Genomic DNA, 16,147 nt, shown 5'->3' with positions numbered 1-16,147 from the left:
AAGCTTCTTCGCCTCCTGTTCCGCTAACTGTCACCCGAATACCCCCCATCCTCACCTACTCCCTACTCTCCAACTCCCCTACTCCCCTACTCCCCTACTCCCCTACTCCCCTACTCCCCTACTCCCCTAGCCGAGCATCATGACTTACCAATCCCCAATCTCCCCCGGCCGCTCCTGGTACGAAGACACGGCCGGGCCAAGGCCCGAATATCCGACGCTCGACGGCGACCGGACATGCGATGTCGTGATTGTCGGCGGCGGCTTTACCGGTCTGTCGGCGGCGGCTCATCTCGCCAAGACAGGCGCGGATGTCGTGCTTATCGAAACGCATCGTTTCGGTGACGGCGCATCGGGCCGCAATGGTGGCCAGCTCGGCACCGGACAACGGGCCTGGGCAGAGGAACTGGAAGCGGAATACGGCTTTTCCCGCGCCAAGGCGCTGTTCGACCTGGCCGAAGAGGCCAAGGCGCATCTGCTCGACTTTGCCGCGATGCACCAGATCGAGATCGACTATATGCCCGGCCAGATGTCGGTGGCGCACAAGAAGCGCTATGTCGACGACTACAAGGCGCATGCCGAGATCATGGCGAGCCGATTCGGCTATCCGCACATCTCATTCATGGATGCCGCGGAGACAGCCGAGCGGCTCGGCTCGACGCATTATTTCGGCGGCACCCGCGACACCGGCACCGGCCACATCCATCCGCTGAAACTGGTCATCGGCACCGCAAAGGTGGCGGCAGAGGCCGGCGCAAAGCTATTCGAGCAGACGCCGTCGACCGGCATCACCTCCAGCGGCGGCAAGGTGAGGGTTGTGACGCCGAAGGGCACGATCGCCGCCGCTAAATGCCTGATCGGGGTCAATGCCTATGGCGGCACGCTCGAACCGGTGAGTGCCGCGCATATCATGCCGATCGGCTCCTTCATCGGCGCAACGGTGCCGCTGGGAGCCGATTCCAAAGTGTTGCCGGGTGGCGAGGCGGTCGACGATTCGCGCTTCGTCGTGCGCTATTTCCGCAAATCGAAGGACGGGCGGCTGCTGTTTGGCGGGCGCGAGATCTATGCGGTCAACGATCCCAAGGACATCCACATCCACATCCGCCGGCAGATCGCCGAAATCTATCCGGCACTGAAGGACGTCGAGATCACGCATGGCTGGGGCGGCTATGTCGGCATCACCGTGCCGAGAAAGCCGTTCGTGCGCGAAGTGATGCCCAATGTGACCTCGATCGGCGGTTATTCCGGCCACGGCGTCATGCTGTCGAACTTTTTCGGCAAGCTTTATGCCGAGACGGTCGCCGGCAACCGCGACCGGCTGAAGCTGATCGAGGACCTGAAAATTCCACCCTTCCCCGGCGGCCGGCGTTTGCGCGCGCCACTGCTCTTTCTTGCGCTCAACTGGTACGCGTTGCGGGACAGGATTTAACCAGACGTTGCAGAATCCTTAACCAGGGCGCAGAATTCCGGCCAAGGGCGCAGTGATGCCACAATCGCGGGCGAAAGATGATGCTCGTGGGCAGCTGAACGGGGAATTTTTGCGGGCCTGCCCGCTTTTGGTTTGGGACCGATGCCGATCGAAATGCCGGCTCTCCGGCATGGGTCGTAAGAACATCGGCCCGCAAATGGAGGTGGCAAGTGTGAGAGAGCCCTTCAGTTTCGGCGCGCCGGAACGACGGCGCCTTGCGATGCAATTCGGTTACGATATGCGGCCGACGTTCTGGCACGGGGTCCGGTCGAACGCGCATCTGGTGATAGCCGCGCTTGGCACGGCCGCACTGCTCGGCGTTGCCGCGGTGGCACTGTGGCTGGCATTGCCGGCAAATGAGCGACAAGCGGCCGCAAGTCCTGAGCAGATCGTTCCGACCATCCCGGTCAAGACGACGAAGATCATGCCTGCCAAGCTTGCTGCGGCGCCGCGGACGACGGGCAAGGCAGATGCGGTTTCCCCAGCGGTGGCCGCAGCGGAAGCCGAGATACCAGCGCTGGCTCCCAACGATCCGCGCTGGACGGGGCCAAAAACGGCATCGGCCGCCGCCACGGCAGCATCCGACCAGATGGCAAGCCAGACCGAGCAGGCGACCGATAAATCGTCTGCTTCGGTGGCATTCGCCGACCCGGCAGCAAAACCCGACGCTGCGGCATTGTTTGCCAAGGTCGCGGCTCCCGGCAGCTCAACGAAAAACAGCGGGCCCGATGGCGCGCAGACCGCCGCCATCCCCACGCCCAAGCCGCAACTGCCGACGCAGACCGCGAGCGAAGACGACAACAGCACCAAGGCAAAATCCGGAAGAGCCAATACTGCCGGTACCGGACGCATCCTGAGATCCGTCACCATGCGCACCGGCCCAAAAAAGAATGCGGCCGCCATTCTCACCGTGCCGGCCAAGACATCGGTGCAAGTGATGAGCTGCAAGCAATGGTGCCAGATCGTCTACAACGGCAAGCGCGGCTGGATCTACAAGAGCTACGTCAAAACCGGGGCGTAGGGCCGGCAGAGCGATTGCGGGTCGCTCGCCATCAGCCGGTCCTCCGCCGGATAACCGGACCGTTCAAATACAACGCCCGCCGTCGACTTCCAGCGCCACGCCGGTGATGAAAGCCGCCTCGTCCGAAGCGAGCCAAAGCGCGGCATTGGCTATGTCGAGCGGCGTCGAAAGCCGGCCGAGCGGGATCGACGCGCGGAACTTCTCGCGGATCTCGGGTGTGTCGGCGCCCATGAATTTCGCGAGCATGCCGGTCTCGCCGGCAACTGGGCAGAGGCAGTTGACGCGGATGTTCTTCGGCGCGAGTTCCACCGCCATCGATTTGGTCGCGGTGATCGCCCAGCCCTTCGATGCATTGTACCAGGTGAGGCCGGGCCGCGGTCTGATACCGGCCGTGGAGGCCGTCGTCAGGATGACGCCACCGCCTTGCCGCTCCATCACCGGTACCACGGCAAGCGCTGCGTGGTAGATCGCCTTCATGTTGACTGACGTGATCAGGTCGAAGGTCGCCTCGTCGACTTCCAGCATGTCACCGTTGCGATGGGTATAACCGGCGTTGTTGACCATGATGTCGATGCGGCCGAAGGCGCGCATTGCAGCATGGACCATGTCGTCGAATTCGGACCGCAGCGAGACGTCGGTCTGGGTCCAGATCGCCTTTTCGCCGATCTCGCCGGCAACGCGCTCTGCGCCCTTGGCGTTCAGATCGGCGACGACTACGCGCGCGCCCTCCTCGGCAAAGCGTCTGGCCATGCCCTCGCCAAAACCCGAGGCAGCGCCGGTGATGATGGCGACCTTGTTCTTGAGGCGCATGCTTTTCTCACTCATCGTTGAAGACGATCGACGACGCGTTTGGCCAGGCCATCGAAAGATGTGCGTCCATCGACGATTTCTCCTTTGGCTTTCGCTGCCATCCGGCTCTATGCTGCAACTGCGAAGGCTCCGGAAGCATCGCTTGCCGACAAGCCTCCGGCCAGCGCCGGTGTCAAGAGCACACGCGGATGTGACGCAATGGCACTGGCAAGTTTAAATCGATTAGATTATATCAGCCGCGTTATCGCGACCGGCGTCACAGCGGACAGACCATGACCAGCCAGATCATTCCCGTCGACCCTTTCGACTTCATCATTTTCGGCGGCACCGGCGACCTGTCGGAACGTAAGCTTCTGCCGTCGCTGTACCACCGGCAGCGCGACCACCAGTTTTCCGAGCCGACGCGCATCATCGGCACATCACGTTCGAAGATGACCGACGAGGAATTCCAGTCGTTCGCCAGGCAGGCGATTGCCGATCATGTGAAACCGGAGGATATCGACGCCACGGAACTGAAGACGTTCCTCGCACGGCTTTCCTATGTCCCGGCAGATGCAACCACAGGTGCCGGCTTCGACAGGCTGAAGAAGGCGATCGGCGACAGCGAACACATCCGCGCTTTCTATCTGGCGGTGGCGCCGGCACTGTTCGGCGACATCTCGCACAAGCTGAAGGAGCACGGGCTGATCACGCCGAATTCGCGCATCGTGCTGGAAAAGCCGATCGGCCGCGATCTAGCTTCGGCGCGCGCGCTCAACGACCTGGTCGGCGACGACTTCCATGAAAGCCAGATTTTCCGCATCGATCACTATCTCGGCAAGGAGACGGTCCAGAATTTGATGGCGCTGCGCTTTGCCAACGCGCTCTACGAGCCGCTTTGGAATTCCGCCAATGTCGATCATGTGCAGATCACCGTGGCCGAGACAGTCGGCCTGGAAGACCGCGTCACTTATTACGACAAGGCCGGCGCATTGCGCGACATGGTGCAGAACCACATGCTGCAACTGCTCTGCCTCGTCGCCATGGAGGCGCCGTCGTCGATGGACGCCGATGCCGTCCGTGACGAAAAGCTGAAGGTGCTGCGGGCGCTGAAGCGCATCAACGGCAACGAAGCGCCGAAGCACACGGTGCGCGGACAATACCGTGCCGGCGCCTCGGCCGGCGGGCCGGTGAAAGGCTATGTCGAGGAGCTCGGCAAGTACAGCAACACCGAGACTTTCGTTGCGCTCAAAGCCGAGATCGGCAACTGGCGCTGGGCGGGCGTGCCGTTCTATCTCCGGACCGGCAAGCGGCTGGCGACGCGCGTTTCGGAGATCGTCATCGAATTCAAGCCGATCCCGCATTCGATCTTCGGCGAGAGCGCCGGGCCGATCTCCGCCAACCAGCTGGTCATCAGGCTGCAGCCCGACGAGGGCGTCAAGCAGTTCATCATGATCAAGGATCCGGGGCCGGGCGGCATGCGGCTGCGCCAGATTCCGCTCGACATGAGTTTTGCGCAATCCTTCGACGGCCGCGCCCCCGATGCCTATGAGCGGCTGATCATGGACGTCATCCGTGGCAACCAGACGCTGTTCATGCGCCGCGACGAGGTCGAGGCGGCGTGGAAATGGATCGACCCGATCCAGGACGCCTGGGAAAGCGGCAGGCAAGAGGCGCAAGGCTACACCGCCGGCACATGGGGCCCCTCGGCCTCGATTGCGCTGATCGAACGCGACGGGCGGACATGGCACGAGAGCAATTAGGCGGCGCCTACAACTGGCACGAATTTGCCGGACGCCAGGAGTTGGCGACAGCGCTTGCCGGCCACGTCGCCGGCCGTCTCTCAAAGGCGATCGCCGAGCGCGGCATGGCGCTGCTTGCGGTCTCGGGCGGCACGACGCCGGCGAAATTCTTCGCGGCGCTTTCGACCGTTCCGATCGCCTGGGAAAAGGTGACGATAACATTGGTCGACGAGCGCTTCGTGCCGCCCTCATCGCCGCGCTCCAATGCCGGCCTGGTTGCCGCCAACCTGCTGCAGAACGCGGCCGCCGCCGCGAATTTCGTGCCGCTCTACCACGCCGCGGCAACGATCGAGGGTGCAGCGGTCTCCGACAGTGAGGCGCTGCAAGTGCTGCCCTGGCCACTCGACGTTGTTGTGCTCGGCATGGGAACTGATGGCCACACCGCCTCGTTCTTTCCGGATGCCGACAACCTGGCAAGATTGCTCGATCCGTCGTCGCAAAAGATCGTGCTTCCGGTTCACGCGGCAAGCGCCGGCGAGCCACGGCTGACGCTATCACTGGCGCGGATCATCAATGCCGCCTTCATCGCGCTGCATATCGAGGGCGCGGAAAAACGCACCGCATTCGAGGCCGCGCTTGGAACTGGAGCACGAAAGCCCATTCGCGCCGTGCTCGATGCCACTCAAAAGCCCGTAGAGGTTTTCTGGGCACCCTGATCTCAACTTGGCTGCAGGTCCCGGCAATAGCCGGAAGGTGTTTGCGGGACCTCGCCTGAAAGGACCGACCGCCATGACCGCAAGACGCGATATCGAAGCCATCACCCAGCGCATCCGTGAGCGCTCCAAGCCCGGTCGCGAGGCCTATCTCGGCCGCATCGCCGAAGCCTCGAACCGCACCGCCAACCGGGCCGTGCTGTCCTGCGGCAACCTGGCCCATGGCTTTGCCGTCTGCAGCCCTTCCGAAAAGGTAGCGCTTGGCGGGGACCGGGTGCCGAATCTCGGCATTATCACCTCCTATAACGATATGCTGTCGGCACATCAGCCTTTCGAGACGTTTCCGGCGCTGATCAAGGATGCGGCGCGCGAGGCCGGCGGCATCGCCCAGGTGGCCGGCGGCGTGCCGGCGATGTGTGACGGCGTCACCCAGGGCCAGCCCGGAATGGAGCTGTCGCTGTTCTCGCGCGACGTGATCGCCATGGCCGCGGCAATCGGCCTGTCGCACAACATGTTCGATGCCGCCGTCTATCTCGGCGTCTGCGACAAAATCGTGCCCGGGCTGGTGATCGCGGCGCTGACCTTCGGCCATCTGCCGGCGGTCTTCATCCCGGCCGGGCCCATGACGACCGGCATTCCGAACGACGAAAAGGCCAAGATCCGCCAGCTCTATGCCGAGGGCAAGGCCGGGCGGGCCGAACTGCTCGAAGCCGAATCAAAATCCTATCACGGGCCGGGAACCTGCACTTTCTACGGTACCGCCAATTCCAACCAGATGCTGATGGAGATCATGGGCCTGCACACGCCTGGCGCTTCCTTCGTCAATCCCGGCACGCCGCTGCGCGACGCGCTGACCAGGGAAGCGACGAAGCGGGCGCTGGCGATCACCGCGCTCGGCAACGCCTACACGCCGGTCGGACGGATGATCGACGAGCGCTCGATCGTCAACGGCATCGTCGGCCTGCACGCCACCGGCGGTTCGACCAACCACACCATCCACCTGATCGCCATGGCAGCGGCGGCCGGCATCGCCACTACCTGGCAGGATATTTCCGACATCTCGGAAGCCGTGCCGCTGCTGGCGCGAGTCTATCCGAACGGCCTTGCCGATGTGAACCACTTCCACGCCGCCGGCGGGCTCGGCTTCCTGATCCGCGAACTGCTCGACGCAGGCATCCTGCACGAGGATGTGCAGACGGTGTGGGGCGAAGGGCTGCGCCCCTACGCGGTCGAGGCCAAGCTCGGTGCGGACGGCGGCGTCGTGCGCGAGGCTTCGCCGCGCGAGAGCGGGGACGAGAAGGTGCTGGCGCCGTTCAAGAAGGCGTTCCAGCCGAGCGGCGGTCTGAAAGTGCTTTCGGGCAATCTCGGCCACGCCGTCATCAAGACATCGGCGGTCAAGCCGGAGCGGCGCGTCATCGAGGCGCCGGCCAAGGTGTTCGACAGCCAGCAAGGCCTGAACGAGGCGTTCAAGGCGGGGTCGCTGACCGGCGACTTCATCGCCGTCATTCGGTTCCAGGGACCGAAGGCCAACGGCATGCCGGAATTGCACAGGCTGACCACCGTGCTCGGCATCCTGCAGGACCGCGGCCAGCATGTGGCGTTGGTCACCGACGGCCGCATGTCGGGCGCTTCAGGCAAGGTGCCAGCGGCGATCCACGTGACGCCGGAAGCGGCGGAGGACGGGCCTATCGCCAGGATCCATGACGGCGATATCATCAGGCTCGACGCCGAGGCCGGGACGCTGGAGGTACTGGTGCCAGCCGGCGATTTCGCACTGCGCCGCCCCGCGGACAGCGACCTCATAGGCAATGAATTCGGCTTCGGCCGCGAGCTTTTCGCCGGGTTCCGGCAGTTGGTGGGACGCGCCGACCATGGCGCCAGCGCCTTCGGTACGGCATGACTTTTCGACCATGGAAGAGCGGCTGGTGGCCGCTCTCCCTTAGATCTACTGAACGGTCAGCTCGGCTCGCGCGCCGGCCCTGACCGTTACCGTGCCTTCCCTCGAGCTGTTGTCCGATTTCTCCGAAACCACCGCGTAGTCGCCGGCCGACAGGGTGGCTTGATACTTCTGGTCGTAGGCGTAGCCGACCGACTTGCGGGTTCCGTCGATGGCCTTCCTGGCCTCGAATATCTCGATCTTCGAGGCCCCTGGCGCGGTTATCGTCAGCATGCCGGCGTTCATCGCGATCTTCAGATCCTGATGGTCGCCAACCTTGACGCTGAACGGCTGCTCGGCCACCGCAAGGTCGACCGTCGCGACCATTACATAATCGTCGGGCGGCAGATCGAACTTGCTGTCCGGACCGTAGGCATAAGTCACCTCCTGCCTGGTTCCGTCGACGTTCTTTTTCGCCTGGAGCACTTTGAAGCCGACGCCCGAACCCTCGGCCTTGTCGCCGCCGGCAGCATAATAGGCGTTGGCGACGATACTCCCGACGCCGACGATGATGTCCTTGTCGATGACCCTGCCGGCGGCAAGCGGGATCGTCTCGATAACCATGCCCTGGCCGATCGTGACCGTCACCTTCTGGTCACCGGCCGGCAGCACGACTTTCGTGTCACCGTAATAGGTCGGCGGGGTGTCGACGCCGGGATAGCCGATTACGACAGCCGCGCCGTCATCAACGTCCGCTCCTTCGCTTGGCCGCGGGTGGATGACCAGCGTGCCGGCATTCAGGTTGAAGTGCGGTTTGGCGACCTGGCCAGGCTCTATCTTGATCTTCTGTTCGGCCCTGGCCTCGCCGGCACGCGCGACGACGATATAGTCGCCCGGCTCCAGATTGCCCTTGTAGGTGCCATATTCGGTGGTGACGGGATCGCCGCGCGTGCCGTCGGAATTCGCCTTGTAGATCTCCCAGGCGTTGCCGTCGGTGACGGGATCGCCACCCTCGGCAAGCACGACGGTGGGCACGAAATTGGACTCCGCCGGCTGGGCGGGCGCCGGCTGGGGAGCAGGCTGCGGGGCGGGAATCGGTTCAGGGGCGGGTGGCGGAGGCGCAACGGTCTCGACGAGGGCGTCCTGCAATGCGTTTTCATCCGACGCTTCGATATATTTGCCGCCGGTATTGTCGGCGAGGCAACCGACCTGCTTGCCCTCGGCCGCCGTCAGGCCGAAGCCGACGACATTGACGGTGAAGTCGACGCCAGCAGCCTCCAGTTCCTTGCCGAGCGCACAGGGATCGCCGCTACATGTCTCGATGCCATCGGTGATGAGAACGACCGTCGCCTTGTCCTCGGTGTATTTCAATGCTTCCGCCGCTTGCTTGACCGCAGCGGTCAGCGGCGTCTTGCCCTGAAATTTCAAGCTGTCGGCCGCGGCTGAGATCGCACTTGCCGAGCCTGCCTGCGGTGGCACGATGAGTTCGATGTCGTCGCAACTGGCCTTCTCGCGATGGCCATAGGCCATGAAGCCTATTTCCTCCTCGGCCGGGACCGATTGCAGCACGTTCCGCAGTGATTGACGGGCGATTTCGAGCTTGGGCTTGCCGTCGATCTGCGCCCACATCGAGCCGGAGGCATCGAGAATGACGATGACGCGATCGGCGGCGAAGCCGAACCCCGTCGTCCGCAGCAACAGGGCCGCCGCAGCGACGCTCTGCACAAATCCCGCCATCAAAAATCTCCCCCGTCAGTCGCCGCCGCTCGGCGCCGGAAAGCTATTTGACGCCGGGTCGCGACACAAGCCCGGACGGAGTACGAAGCTGCGTCGCCTCTCTGCCAAACCCTCAATAGGCCGTGCGGCGTTCCTCGGAAGGCGGCCGGCCGAATTGCAGCCGGTAGCTCTGGGCAAAATAGGAATGCGAGGTGAAGCCGGTGGCGATTGCCACGTCGAGGATCGGCATGTTGGTCTGGCGCAGCAATTCGCGCGCCCGCTCGAGCCTGAGCCGCATATAATAGCGCCCGGGCGTCACACTGAGATGGCGCAGGAACAGGCGCTCGACCTGGCGCACCGACAGGCCCGCCGACTTGGCGAGCTGCACCGCCGACAGCGGCTCGTCGAGATGGTCGGCCATCAGCTCGACGATGCGGCGCAGCTTCTCCGACTTGCCGGTCAGGTCGCGTTCCGGGCCGACGCGCTGGCGGTCCCCGGCCGAGCGGATGCGCTCATGCTGGAACTGGTTGGCGACGCCATTGGCGAGGCTCGAGCCGAAATCACCGCGCACGATCTCCAGCATCAGGTCGATCGATGTGGTGCCGCCGGCGCAGGTGTAGCGCTTGCGGTCGATCTCGAAGACGTTGCCGGTGCAGTTGATGTCCGGAAAGCGTTCGAGGAAGCCGGCGCGGTTTTCCCAATGGATGGTGCAGCGATAGCCATCGAGCTGGCCTGCTTCGGCAAGCAAATAGGAACCGACCGAAAGCGCGCCGAGCGCATTGCCGCGCCGGCCCCAACTGCGCAGCGCTGCCAGCACCTTGCTCTTGCCGGGAAATTCCGTCGTCAGCCCGACCGAGACGAACAGGATATCGACCGGCGGCAGATCGGCAACCGCGTAGTCGATCTTGAGCGGCAGGCCGTTGGACGCCATGACGGCGTCGCCGTCGGCCGACACCGTAGTCCAGCCATAGAAATCGCGGCCGAGCAGCCGGTTCGCCGACCGGAACGTGTCGATTGCCGCGGCCAGCGAGAACATGGAGAACTTGTCGACCAACAGAAACCCGAACTGCCGCCCGCCCTGAACGGGATCATTGGTGACCGGCCGTTCTAAGGGAACAGTGAGGTTCGGCAAGGACGCTGCTTTCTGGTCAGAAGGAAGGCCGTTTCAATCCGGCTGCGAGATAGGCGGAAGCTAGCGTGTTGGCCATCAGCATGGCAATGGTCATCGGTCCGACGCCGCCAGGCACCGGCGTGATGGCGCCGGCCGCCTTCGCTGCTTCGGCAAAGGCGACGTCGCCGACGAGGCGCGTCTTGCCTTCGCCCTTTTCAGGTGCGGCGACGCGGTTGATGCCGACATCGATGACAGTGGCGCCAGGCTTGACCCAGTCGCCGCGGACCATTTCAGACCGGCCGACGGCGGCGACCAGAATATCGGCGGTGCGGGCAAGCGCCGGCAGGTCCCTGGTCCGGCTGTGTGCGATGGTGACGGTGCAGTTGGCGGCAAGCAGAAGATTGGCCATCGGTTTGCCGACGATGTTCGAACGCCCGACGACGACCGCATTGAGACCGGACAGGTCCTTGCCGCGCACGCGTTCGATCAGCAGCATCGAGCCGGCCGGCGTGCAAGGCACGAAGGCGGTCTCGAGTTCGCCGGTGCCGAGCTTGCCGACATTGATGAAGTGGAAGCCGTCGACATCCTTCTCCGGCGCGATGGTCTGGATGATCTTGCCGGAATCGATATGGCCGGGAAGCGGAAGCTGCACGAGGATGCCGTTGATGGCCGGATCGGCGTTGAGCTGGCCGATGATCTTCAACAGGTCCGGCTCGGAGGTTTCGGCCGGCAGCGTGTGCTGAACCGAATGGAAGCCGCATTCCTTGGCGGTGCGGGATTTGGAGGCGACATAGACCTGGCTCGCCGGATCCTCGCCGACGATGACCACGGCGAGACCGGGCTGCCGTCCGCCCTTTTTCGCCAGTTCGGCGGTCAGGGCCTTGACCCGCCGCACCACGTCTTCGGCGACGCTTTTTCCGTCAATCAACTCAGCCATGAACCACCCTCGACGCCTATCGCGTAAGCCTGCCGCGTTAAAAACATCCATGCGGCGCGCTCCAGATATCTTTTATGCAGGCCGTTGCCCAGAACCATGCGCTGCGGGCGGACATGCAGCGCGGCATTTTCACGAAAATCGAGCCGGGCAATCCCGTCAATGCGCCGTCCCATGCCGTTAACTCGAAACCGGCATGTTTTATTCGACGCTCAGAAATAGCGGCGGCGCGCGCGGTTTTCGGTGAGCTCGCGAACGACCTCGCGGAATTCGCGCAGGCTGGCGCGGATTTCCTCGATCTGGCTTTGCTGATCGGCGGCTTCCGAGGCCTGATTTGCCTTCCTCGACCAGGCCTGAGTATGGGCCGAATGCGGCGGCGTGGGTTGCTGCGGATAAGGTGCCCGACCGGCATAGAGCGGCTGCGGGTGGAACGCAGGTGGCATCGCTGCGGTGGAATTTGTCGCGGCGGAAGTCTCACCGGACGCCATCTCCTCCGGCGCTCTGCCAGGCATGAGCCGGCTCAGCGCCGACAACACGGCACCGATCGGACCAGGACGTTTGGTACGCGCGACCTCGACCGGCTGAGCGGGAGGCGGCGCTGCCCGGTATGCTGCGTGATCGGCGGAACCGGCATCGGGGCCGCCAAGGGAGCCAGCGGGGTCGAAAAACCCATCGGCAGCTGCAGCCTCTTCCATCAGTATGGTGCCGGCCTTTGGCTCATCAGGATCGGGCTGGCTTATGCCGGCGGCTGCCAACAGGATCGGACTGGCACACGCTTCGCGGCGCGAGCGGGCAAGACGATGGCGTGTGGCGGCATCCTCGCGCCATGACGGGCCTGCGCGGTCCTCTAGCAAAACCAGCGATGCTTCGTCCTCGCCGCGCACCGCCTCGACGAGCGACAGCAAGGACTGCTCGTTCCTCCAGTGTTCACGATTTTTCCTATAAGCCATGGTTTCTGGAGCCTTCCCCTCGGGCTGGGACGTAGCGACCGCCACTGGTTAAGCGATGCTAAACAGGCATAGGAAATAAAAGGTTAATTTGGTCGCCGCGCGGCTGCGCGACTACATACGCATCCCAACCGCAAGGTCGGGGTTTCCGCCTGATCACGGTCCCAACAGGGCTTCCCCGCCCTGCCGCGAACGTCTATGGGGAAGCCATCTCAATATGGGAGGCTTTCGATGACGGTCAGGCTTGTTCTCGCCGGTTGCGGCAATATGGGCTACGCCATGCTCTCGGGCTGGCTGAAAGCCGGCAAGCTGGCTCCGGCGGTGGTGTTCGTGGTCGAGCCCAATGCCGAGTTGCGCAAGCGTGCCGAAGCACTGGGCTGCGCTGCCGGCGCGGATGCTGGCGCCATACCGGCCAACGCCGTGCCGGCCCTCGTCGTCCTTGCGGTCAAGCCACAGGTGATCCGCGACGTCACGGCTGGCTACATCCGCTTCAACGATGGCCGAACCACTTTCCTCAGCATCGCCGCCGGGACGCCGGTCGCCACGTTCGAAGGCATTCTCGGCGACCGCGCGCCGATCGTGCGCTGCATGCCCAACACGCCGGCGGCAATCGGCAAGGGCATGATGGTGGTGTTTTCCAACAGGCTGGTTTCCGAGGACACCAAGCGTTTTGTGGCCGACCTGCTTTCGGCGGGCGGGCAAGTGGCCGATATCCATTACGAGGGCCTGATGGACGCGGTGACGGCAGTCTCCGGGTCGGGGCCGGCTTATATCTTCCATTTCATCGAAGCGCTGACGGTGGCAGCCGAGAAGGCCGGCCTGCCGACCAGGACTGCCAAGCTCTTGGCAATGCAGACGGTCTACGGCGCCGCCTCGCTGGCCGCCGAAAGCGGCGAGGAGCCGGGCGTGCTCAGACAGCAGGTGACCAGCCCCAACGGCACCACGGCTGCGGCCCTTGCAGTACTGATGGGCGAGGACCGGCTGACGCGCCTGCTCACCGAGGCGGTGGAAGCGGCGCGGCTGCGGTCGATAGAGCTGGGGAAGTAACAGCCGGTTGCGGATTACGCGAGGTCGGTATGCGAAAAGTCGTTGCCCTTGTAGAGCAGTGCGGAGCCATGACTTTTTGCGCAGGCATAAGAAAGGCAGTCGGCTAAGTTGAGCTGGGCGGGATGTCCGCGCCCCTTTCCGTAGTCTGAAAACGCCTGGATCGCGAGCTTGGCATCGCTGGCGTCGATCGGCACAATTTCGATTTCGGCTTCGCGAAGAAACGCCTCTATCGCATCTCCGGCGACAACCGGCGGCACGGCAAGCATCGTCGAAAGCCGCATCGCCGCTTCAAGCACCACCAACGCCGAAGTTATCCTCGCGGGCGCTGCCTCAATGCGGTTACTCAACTCGCGGGCATCCTCTTCGCCTGAAAGAATCGCGACAACCACGGAGGTGTCGATGAACATCAGGAATGGCCCCACATCTCATCGATCTCATCCTTCGTCACAGCCCGACCACCTTGGCCTGCCTTGGCCTTGAAGTCGTTGGCAATGGCAGCAAGCCGCTCAGCCAGGGGAATGCGTCCGCTCTCCCGCTTCAACTCGGATTCAAGCGCTTCGATGACCGCTTCGGTCATCGAAATCTTGCGTTTGGCAGCAAGCTCTCGCGCCAGTTCGCGTGCGCGCGGGTCCCTGATCTGAAGATTCATGTGATCGCCTCCGCCTTCATCGTCAATACAATATAGAGAGTTGTAATGACAATGCCAGTGGGCCCGGCCAAAGGCACCGCGACAGCTCACCGGTCGACAGCGTCACGCCCATACAGCATCTCGTCCTGCAGCCGGCGCAAGGCGAATAGCCTGGTCGTCGGGTCGGGCGCGGCATTGTCGGCGGTGAGCAATTCGCCTTTCCTCACCGGTTTCAGCACCTTGCCGCCTTCGAGCAGACCGACCGGCACGGCGCGATGGGCGCGGGCTTCTTCGACGGTCATGGTCCAGGAGCGGTAGCAGGTCTCGCCGATCGCATCGAAAACCTCGCCTGCCGCCAGATCGCGCTTGGCCACGGCGCAGACCTCGGCCACCGGCCGCGGCAGCGGCACCATGTCGGGCTTGCCGTAAAGCGCGATGCGAGCGGCCGTCAGCGGCACTTCCAGCGAGGTCAGATGGTAGGGCCTGAAGAAGCTGTAATAGGGACCGTGGCCGATATGCAGATCGTCCATGCGCTCGATGATGCGCGGATGCGTCGCCTCGACGATGACGAAGACACCGGGCGCCACGCCCTTGCCGACGGTGTAGTCGACGACGCCCTTCTTCGACAGAATGCCGCCCTGCTCGCGCGGGATCAGCACCTTGACCAGCTCGTCGCGATCGGCCTTGGGGCCGTGCATGCCGGGAACGTCGGGCACCAGCCCGGTGGCGTTGGCAATGGCGCACATCTCGACCATGGTTTTCGAGCCGTCGACGAACTCGACCAGCATGCGCGGATTCATGTTGCGGCGCAGCGCCTCCTCGCGGTAGTCGTCGGGAACGGCGTCGTGGTTGAGAGGGTTGTTCTTGCCCTTGCCGGCGGAGACGATGGTGTAGCCGAGCGCCGAGGCGAACTCGATCAGCTCCATGCAGCTCGACGGCTCGTCGCCGGCGCCGACCGAATAGACGACGCCGAGCCGGTCGGCCTGCTGCTTTAGATAGCAGCCGATGGTAACGTCGGCCTCGACATTCATCATCACCAGGTGCTTGCCGTGCTGCATCGCCATCAGGTCGAAATCGGCGGCGACCCCGGGCTTGCCGGTGGCATCGATGACGACATCGATAAGCGGATTGGTGACCAGCATTTCGTTCGAGGTGACGGCGATCTTGCCGCTTTCGATCGCCTGGCTGACCTTCGAAGCGCTGTCCGCTTCGGCTGCCATCGCCTGGTCGCCATAAGCAATGCGGATGGCCTCACGCGCCGTATGCGGGCGGCGCGTCGAGATCGCGCAAACCGAAATGCCCGGCATCAGCATGCCTTGCGTCACCAGGTCGGTGCCCATCTCGCCCGAACCGATAACGCCGATGCGCACCGGGCGGCCTTCCGCGGCGCGCTTGGCAAGATCGCGGGCAAGCCCGGTCAAGGCGACATTGGTCATACTGGAACGTCCACTGCTTTTTGATTTGAAGCGGGAATAGCAGGGAACGGCAACCCATTGCCAATCGAAACCGGCCGCGGCGGTCTTTTCTTGCGCATGACCCCGGAAACCAGAATTGTTCCTATGAAGACATGCACCCGGCCGAAGGACTAACGAGGGTCCTGTGGCGCCAAAGGCCCGCGTTGAAGCGGCGGAACGGGCCGTTAAGCCTGGATGGATCGCAGCCAAGAAATGTACGGAAATTCTTAGTCATTCTTTTATGCAATCCTGCTTTAATAGGGAAATGGACTGGCGTGCCCGCATTTTTAGGTGTTTTTTCCGCGCTATGCGACCGATCGGCGAGAGCGGCAACGTTGCTACTATTTTTGCTCTGTCTTTGCCGATTGTCGTCGGCGGTGCGGGCCTCGGTATCGAGACTTCCTATTGGTATTACAGCAGCCTGAAGCTACAAGCGGTGGCGGATGCGGCCGCCTATGCTGGCGCTTTGGAAAAGGTTTCGGGATCCGACACGCCAAAGATTGTCTCCGCAGCGACAGCGTCAGCGACCACGAACGGCTGGGGACCGTCAGCAGGTACAATAGAGGTCTTCTCGCCTCCGTCAGCCGGTCCAAATGTCGGAAAAAAGGCGGTTGAGGTAGTCGTTCATCAGAACCTCGATCGGTTCTTTACGTCGATATTCACGCAAAACGCAGTTGGCGCACAAGCAAGGGCGGTGGCTCTTA

Annotated in this window: 16 protein-coding genes; 7 read left to right on the top strand and 9 right to left on the bottom strand. The window is 63.4% G+C overall.

The window, feature by feature from the left end; translation table 11 throughout:
• The first annotated feature begins 139 nt into the window (after window positions 1–139).
• Together NKI70_RS33110 and NKI70_RS33105 are read left to right on the top strand one after the other, a co-directional pair.
• Window positions 140–1,426, top strand: coding sequence for an NAD(P)/FAD-dependent oxidoreductase (locus NKI70_RS33110; RefSeq protein ID WP_352698081.1), 1,287 nt, complete (start codon window positions 140–142; stop codon window positions 1,424–1,426).
• Window positions 1,427–1,685: 259 nt separating this feature from the next.
• On the top strand, window positions 1,686–2,486 hold the full coding sequence (locus tag NKI70_RS33105; RefSeq protein WP_352698083.1) for an SH3 domain-containing protein: 801 nt from the start codon (window positions 1,686–1,688) through the stop codon (window positions 2,484–2,486).
• 63 nt (window positions 2,487–2,549) lie between these two features.
• Here NKI70_RS33105 and NKI70_RS33100 read toward each other — a convergent pair whose 3' ends face one another.
• Window positions 2,550–3,296, bottom strand: a complete 747-nt coding sequence (locus NKI70_RS33100; RefSeq protein ID WP_352726307.1) for an SDR family oxidoreductase — start codon at window positions 3,294–3,296, stop codon at window positions 2,550–2,552.
• A gap of 272 nt (window positions 3,297–3,568) precedes the next feature.
• Here NKI70_RS33100 and zwf point away from each other — a divergent pair, with 272 nt between their 5' ends.
• The 3 genes from zwf to edd all read left to right on the top strand — a co-directional run bounded on the left by zwf (window position 3,569) and on the right by edd (window position 7,630).
• Entirely contained in the window at window positions 3,569–5,038 is a 1,470-nt protein-coding gene (gene zwf, locus NKI70_RS33095) for a glucose-6-phosphate dehydrogenase (RefSeq protein ID WP_352726305.1), read from the top strand.
• Window positions 5,020–5,733, top strand: coding sequence for a 6-phosphogluconolactonase (gene pgl, locus NKI70_RS33090; protein WP_023677436.1), 714 nt, complete (start codon window positions 5,020–5,022; stop codon window positions 5,731–5,733). Before zwf ends, pgl begins: the two co-directional genes overlap by 19 nt.
• A gap of 73 nt (window positions 5,734–5,806) precedes the next feature.
• Window positions 5,807–7,630: a phosphogluconate dehydratase gene (gene edd, locus NKI70_RS33085; RefSeq protein ID WP_023677435.1), complete on the top strand. Its 1,824-nt coding sequence runs from the start codon at window positions 5,807–5,809 to the stop codon at window positions 7,628–7,630.
• Window positions 7,631–7,675: 45 nt separating this feature from the next.
• On the opposite strand, the gene NKI70_RS33080 is transcribed toward edd, so the two are convergent.
• The 5 genes from NKI70_RS33080 to NKI70_RS33060 form a co-directional block, all read right to left on the bottom strand.
• Window positions 7,676–9,343: a vWA domain-containing protein gene (locus tag NKI70_RS33080; RefSeq protein WP_023677434.1), complete on the bottom strand. Its 1,668-nt coding sequence runs from the start codon at window positions 9,341–9,343 to the stop codon at window positions 7,676–7,678.
• A gap of 112 nt (window positions 9,344–9,455) precedes the next feature.
• Window positions 9,456–10,454, bottom strand: a complete 999-nt coding sequence (locus tag NKI70_RS33075; RefSeq protein WP_023677433.1) for a GlxA family transcriptional regulator — start codon at window positions 10,452–10,454, stop codon at window positions 9,456–9,458.
• Between the two features lie 16 nt (window positions 10,455–10,470).
• Window positions 10,471–11,370, bottom strand: coding sequence for a bifunctional methylenetetrahydrofolate dehydrogenase/methenyltetrahydrofolate cyclohydrolase FolD (gene folD / locus NKI70_RS33070; RefSeq protein ID WP_352726303.1), 900 nt, complete (start codon window positions 11,368–11,370; stop codon window positions 10,471–10,473).
• On the bottom strand, window positions 11,358–11,543 hold the full coding sequence (locus NKI70_RS33065) for a hypothetical protein (protein WP_352726301.1): 186 nt from the start codon (window positions 11,541–11,543) through the stop codon (window positions 11,358–11,360). Before NKI70_RS33065 ends, folD begins: the two co-directional genes overlap by 13 nt.
• Before the next feature lie 36 nt (window positions 11,544–11,579).
• Entirely contained in the window at window positions 11,580–12,317 is a 738-nt protein-coding gene (locus tag NKI70_RS33060) for a hypothetical protein (RefSeq protein WP_156937359.1), read from the bottom strand.
• Between the two features lie 228 nt (window positions 12,318–12,545).
• Between NKI70_RS33060 and proC the strand changes: the two genes are divergently transcribed.
• On the top strand, window positions 12,546–13,361 hold the full coding sequence (gene proC / locus NKI70_RS33055; protein ID WP_352726299.1) for a pyrroline-5-carboxylate reductase: 816 nt from the start codon (window positions 12,546–12,548) through the stop codon (window positions 13,359–13,361).
• A gap of 14 nt (window positions 13,362–13,375) precedes the next feature.
• On the opposite strand, the gene NKI70_RS33050 is transcribed toward proC, so the two are convergent.
• The 3 genes from NKI70_RS33050 to NKI70_RS33040 all read right to left on the bottom strand — a co-directional run bounded on the left by NKI70_RS33050 (window position 13,376) and on the right by NKI70_RS33040 (window position 15,425).
• A complete protein-coding gene (locus tag NKI70_RS33050) occupies window positions 13,376–13,768 on the bottom strand; it encodes a type II toxin-antitoxin system VapC family toxin (RefSeq protein ID WP_023677428.1) in 393 nt (130 codons plus the stop codon).
• Window positions 13,768–14,010, bottom strand: a complete 243-nt coding sequence (locus tag NKI70_RS33045) for a type II toxin-antitoxin system VapB family antitoxin (protein ID WP_023677427.1) — start codon at window positions 14,008–14,010, stop codon at window positions 13,768–13,770. The genes NKI70_RS33050 and NKI70_RS33045 overlap by 1 nt, the downstream gene beginning before the upstream one ends.
• 86 nt (window positions 14,011–14,096) lie before the next feature.
• A complete protein-coding gene (locus NKI70_RS33040; RefSeq protein ID WP_023677426.1) occupies window positions 14,097–15,425 on the bottom strand; it encodes an NAD(P)H-dependent oxidoreductase in 1,329 nt (442 codons plus the stop codon).
• A 163-nt stretch (window positions 15,426–15,588) separates the two neighbouring features.
• On the opposite strand from NKI70_RS33040, the gene NKI70_RS33035 reads away from it, so the two are divergent.
• Window positions 15,589–16,147: pilus assembly protein TadG-related protein (locus NKI70_RS33035; protein ID WP_352726297.1), on the top strand; the 559-nt coding region annotated here is incomplete at its 3' end.

It is taken from the genome of Mesorhizobium sp. M0500, assembly GCF_040321165.1.
Lineage (GTDB): Bacteria > Pseudomonadota > Alphaproteobacteria > Rhizobiales > Rhizobiaceae > Mesorhizobium.
The sequence above is the reverse complement of the archived record's forward strand: the minus strand, read 5'-3'. Positions and strand labels throughout refer to the sequence as shown.

What these genes read in the sequence shown, in the direction of transcription:
- NKI70_RS33110 (WP_352698081.1), top strand. Translation starts at nt 140, where the DNA reads ATGACTTACCAATCCCCAATCTCCCCCGGCCGCTCCTGGTACGAAGAC.
- NKI70_RS33105 (WP_352698083.1), top strand. Translation starts at nt 1,686, where the DNA reads ATGCAATTCGGTTACGATATGCGGCCGACGTTCTGGCACGGGGTCCGG.
- NKI70_RS33100 (WP_352726307.1), bottom strand. Translation starts at nt 3,296, where the DNA reads ATGCGCCTCAAGAACAAGGTCGCCATCATCACCGGCGCTGCCTCGGGT.
- zwf (WP_352726305.1), top strand. Translation starts at nt 3,569, where the DNA reads ATGACCAGCCAGATCATTCCCGTCGACCCTTTCGACTTCATCATTTTC.
- pgl (WP_023677436.1), top strand. Translation starts at nt 5,020, where the DNA reads ATGGCACGAGAGCAATTAGGCGGCGCCTACAACTGGCACGAATTTGCC.
- edd (WP_023677435.1), top strand. Translation starts at nt 5,807, where the DNA reads ATGACCGCAAGACGCGATATCGAAGCCATCACCCAGCGCATCCGTGAG.
- NKI70_RS33080 (WP_023677434.1), bottom strand. Translation starts at nt 9,343, where the DNA reads ATGGCGGGATTTGTGCAGAGCGTCGCTGCGGCGGCCCTGTTGCTGCGG.
- folD (WP_352726303.1), bottom strand. Translation starts at nt 11,370, where the DNA reads ATGGCTGAGTTGATTGACGGAAAAAGCGTCGCCGAAGACGTGGTGCGG.
- NKI70_RS33065 (WP_352726301.1), bottom strand. Translation starts at nt 11,543, where the DNA reads ATGGGACGGCGCATTGACGGGATTGCCCGGCTCGATTTTCGTGAAAAT.
- NKI70_RS33060 (WP_156937359.1), bottom strand. Translation starts at nt 12,317, where the DNA reads ATGGCTTATAGGAAAAATCGTGAACACTGGAGGAACGAGCAGTCCTTG.
- proC (WP_352726299.1), top strand. Translation starts at nt 12,546, where the DNA reads ATGACGGTCAGGCTTGTTCTCGCCGGTTGCGGCAATATGGGCTACGCC.
- NKI70_RS33050 (WP_023677428.1), bottom strand. Translation starts at nt 13,768, where the DNA reads ATGTTCATCGACACCTCCGTGGTTGTCGCGATTCTTTCAGGCGAAGAG.
- NKI70_RS33045 (WP_023677427.1), bottom strand. Translation starts at nt 14,010, where the DNA reads ATGAATCTTCAGATCAGGGACCCGCGCGCACGCGAACTGGCGCGAGAG.
- NKI70_RS33040 (WP_023677426.1), bottom strand. Translation starts at nt 15,425, where the DNA reads ATGACCAATGTCGCCTTGACCGGGCTTGCCCGCGATCTTGCCAAGCGC.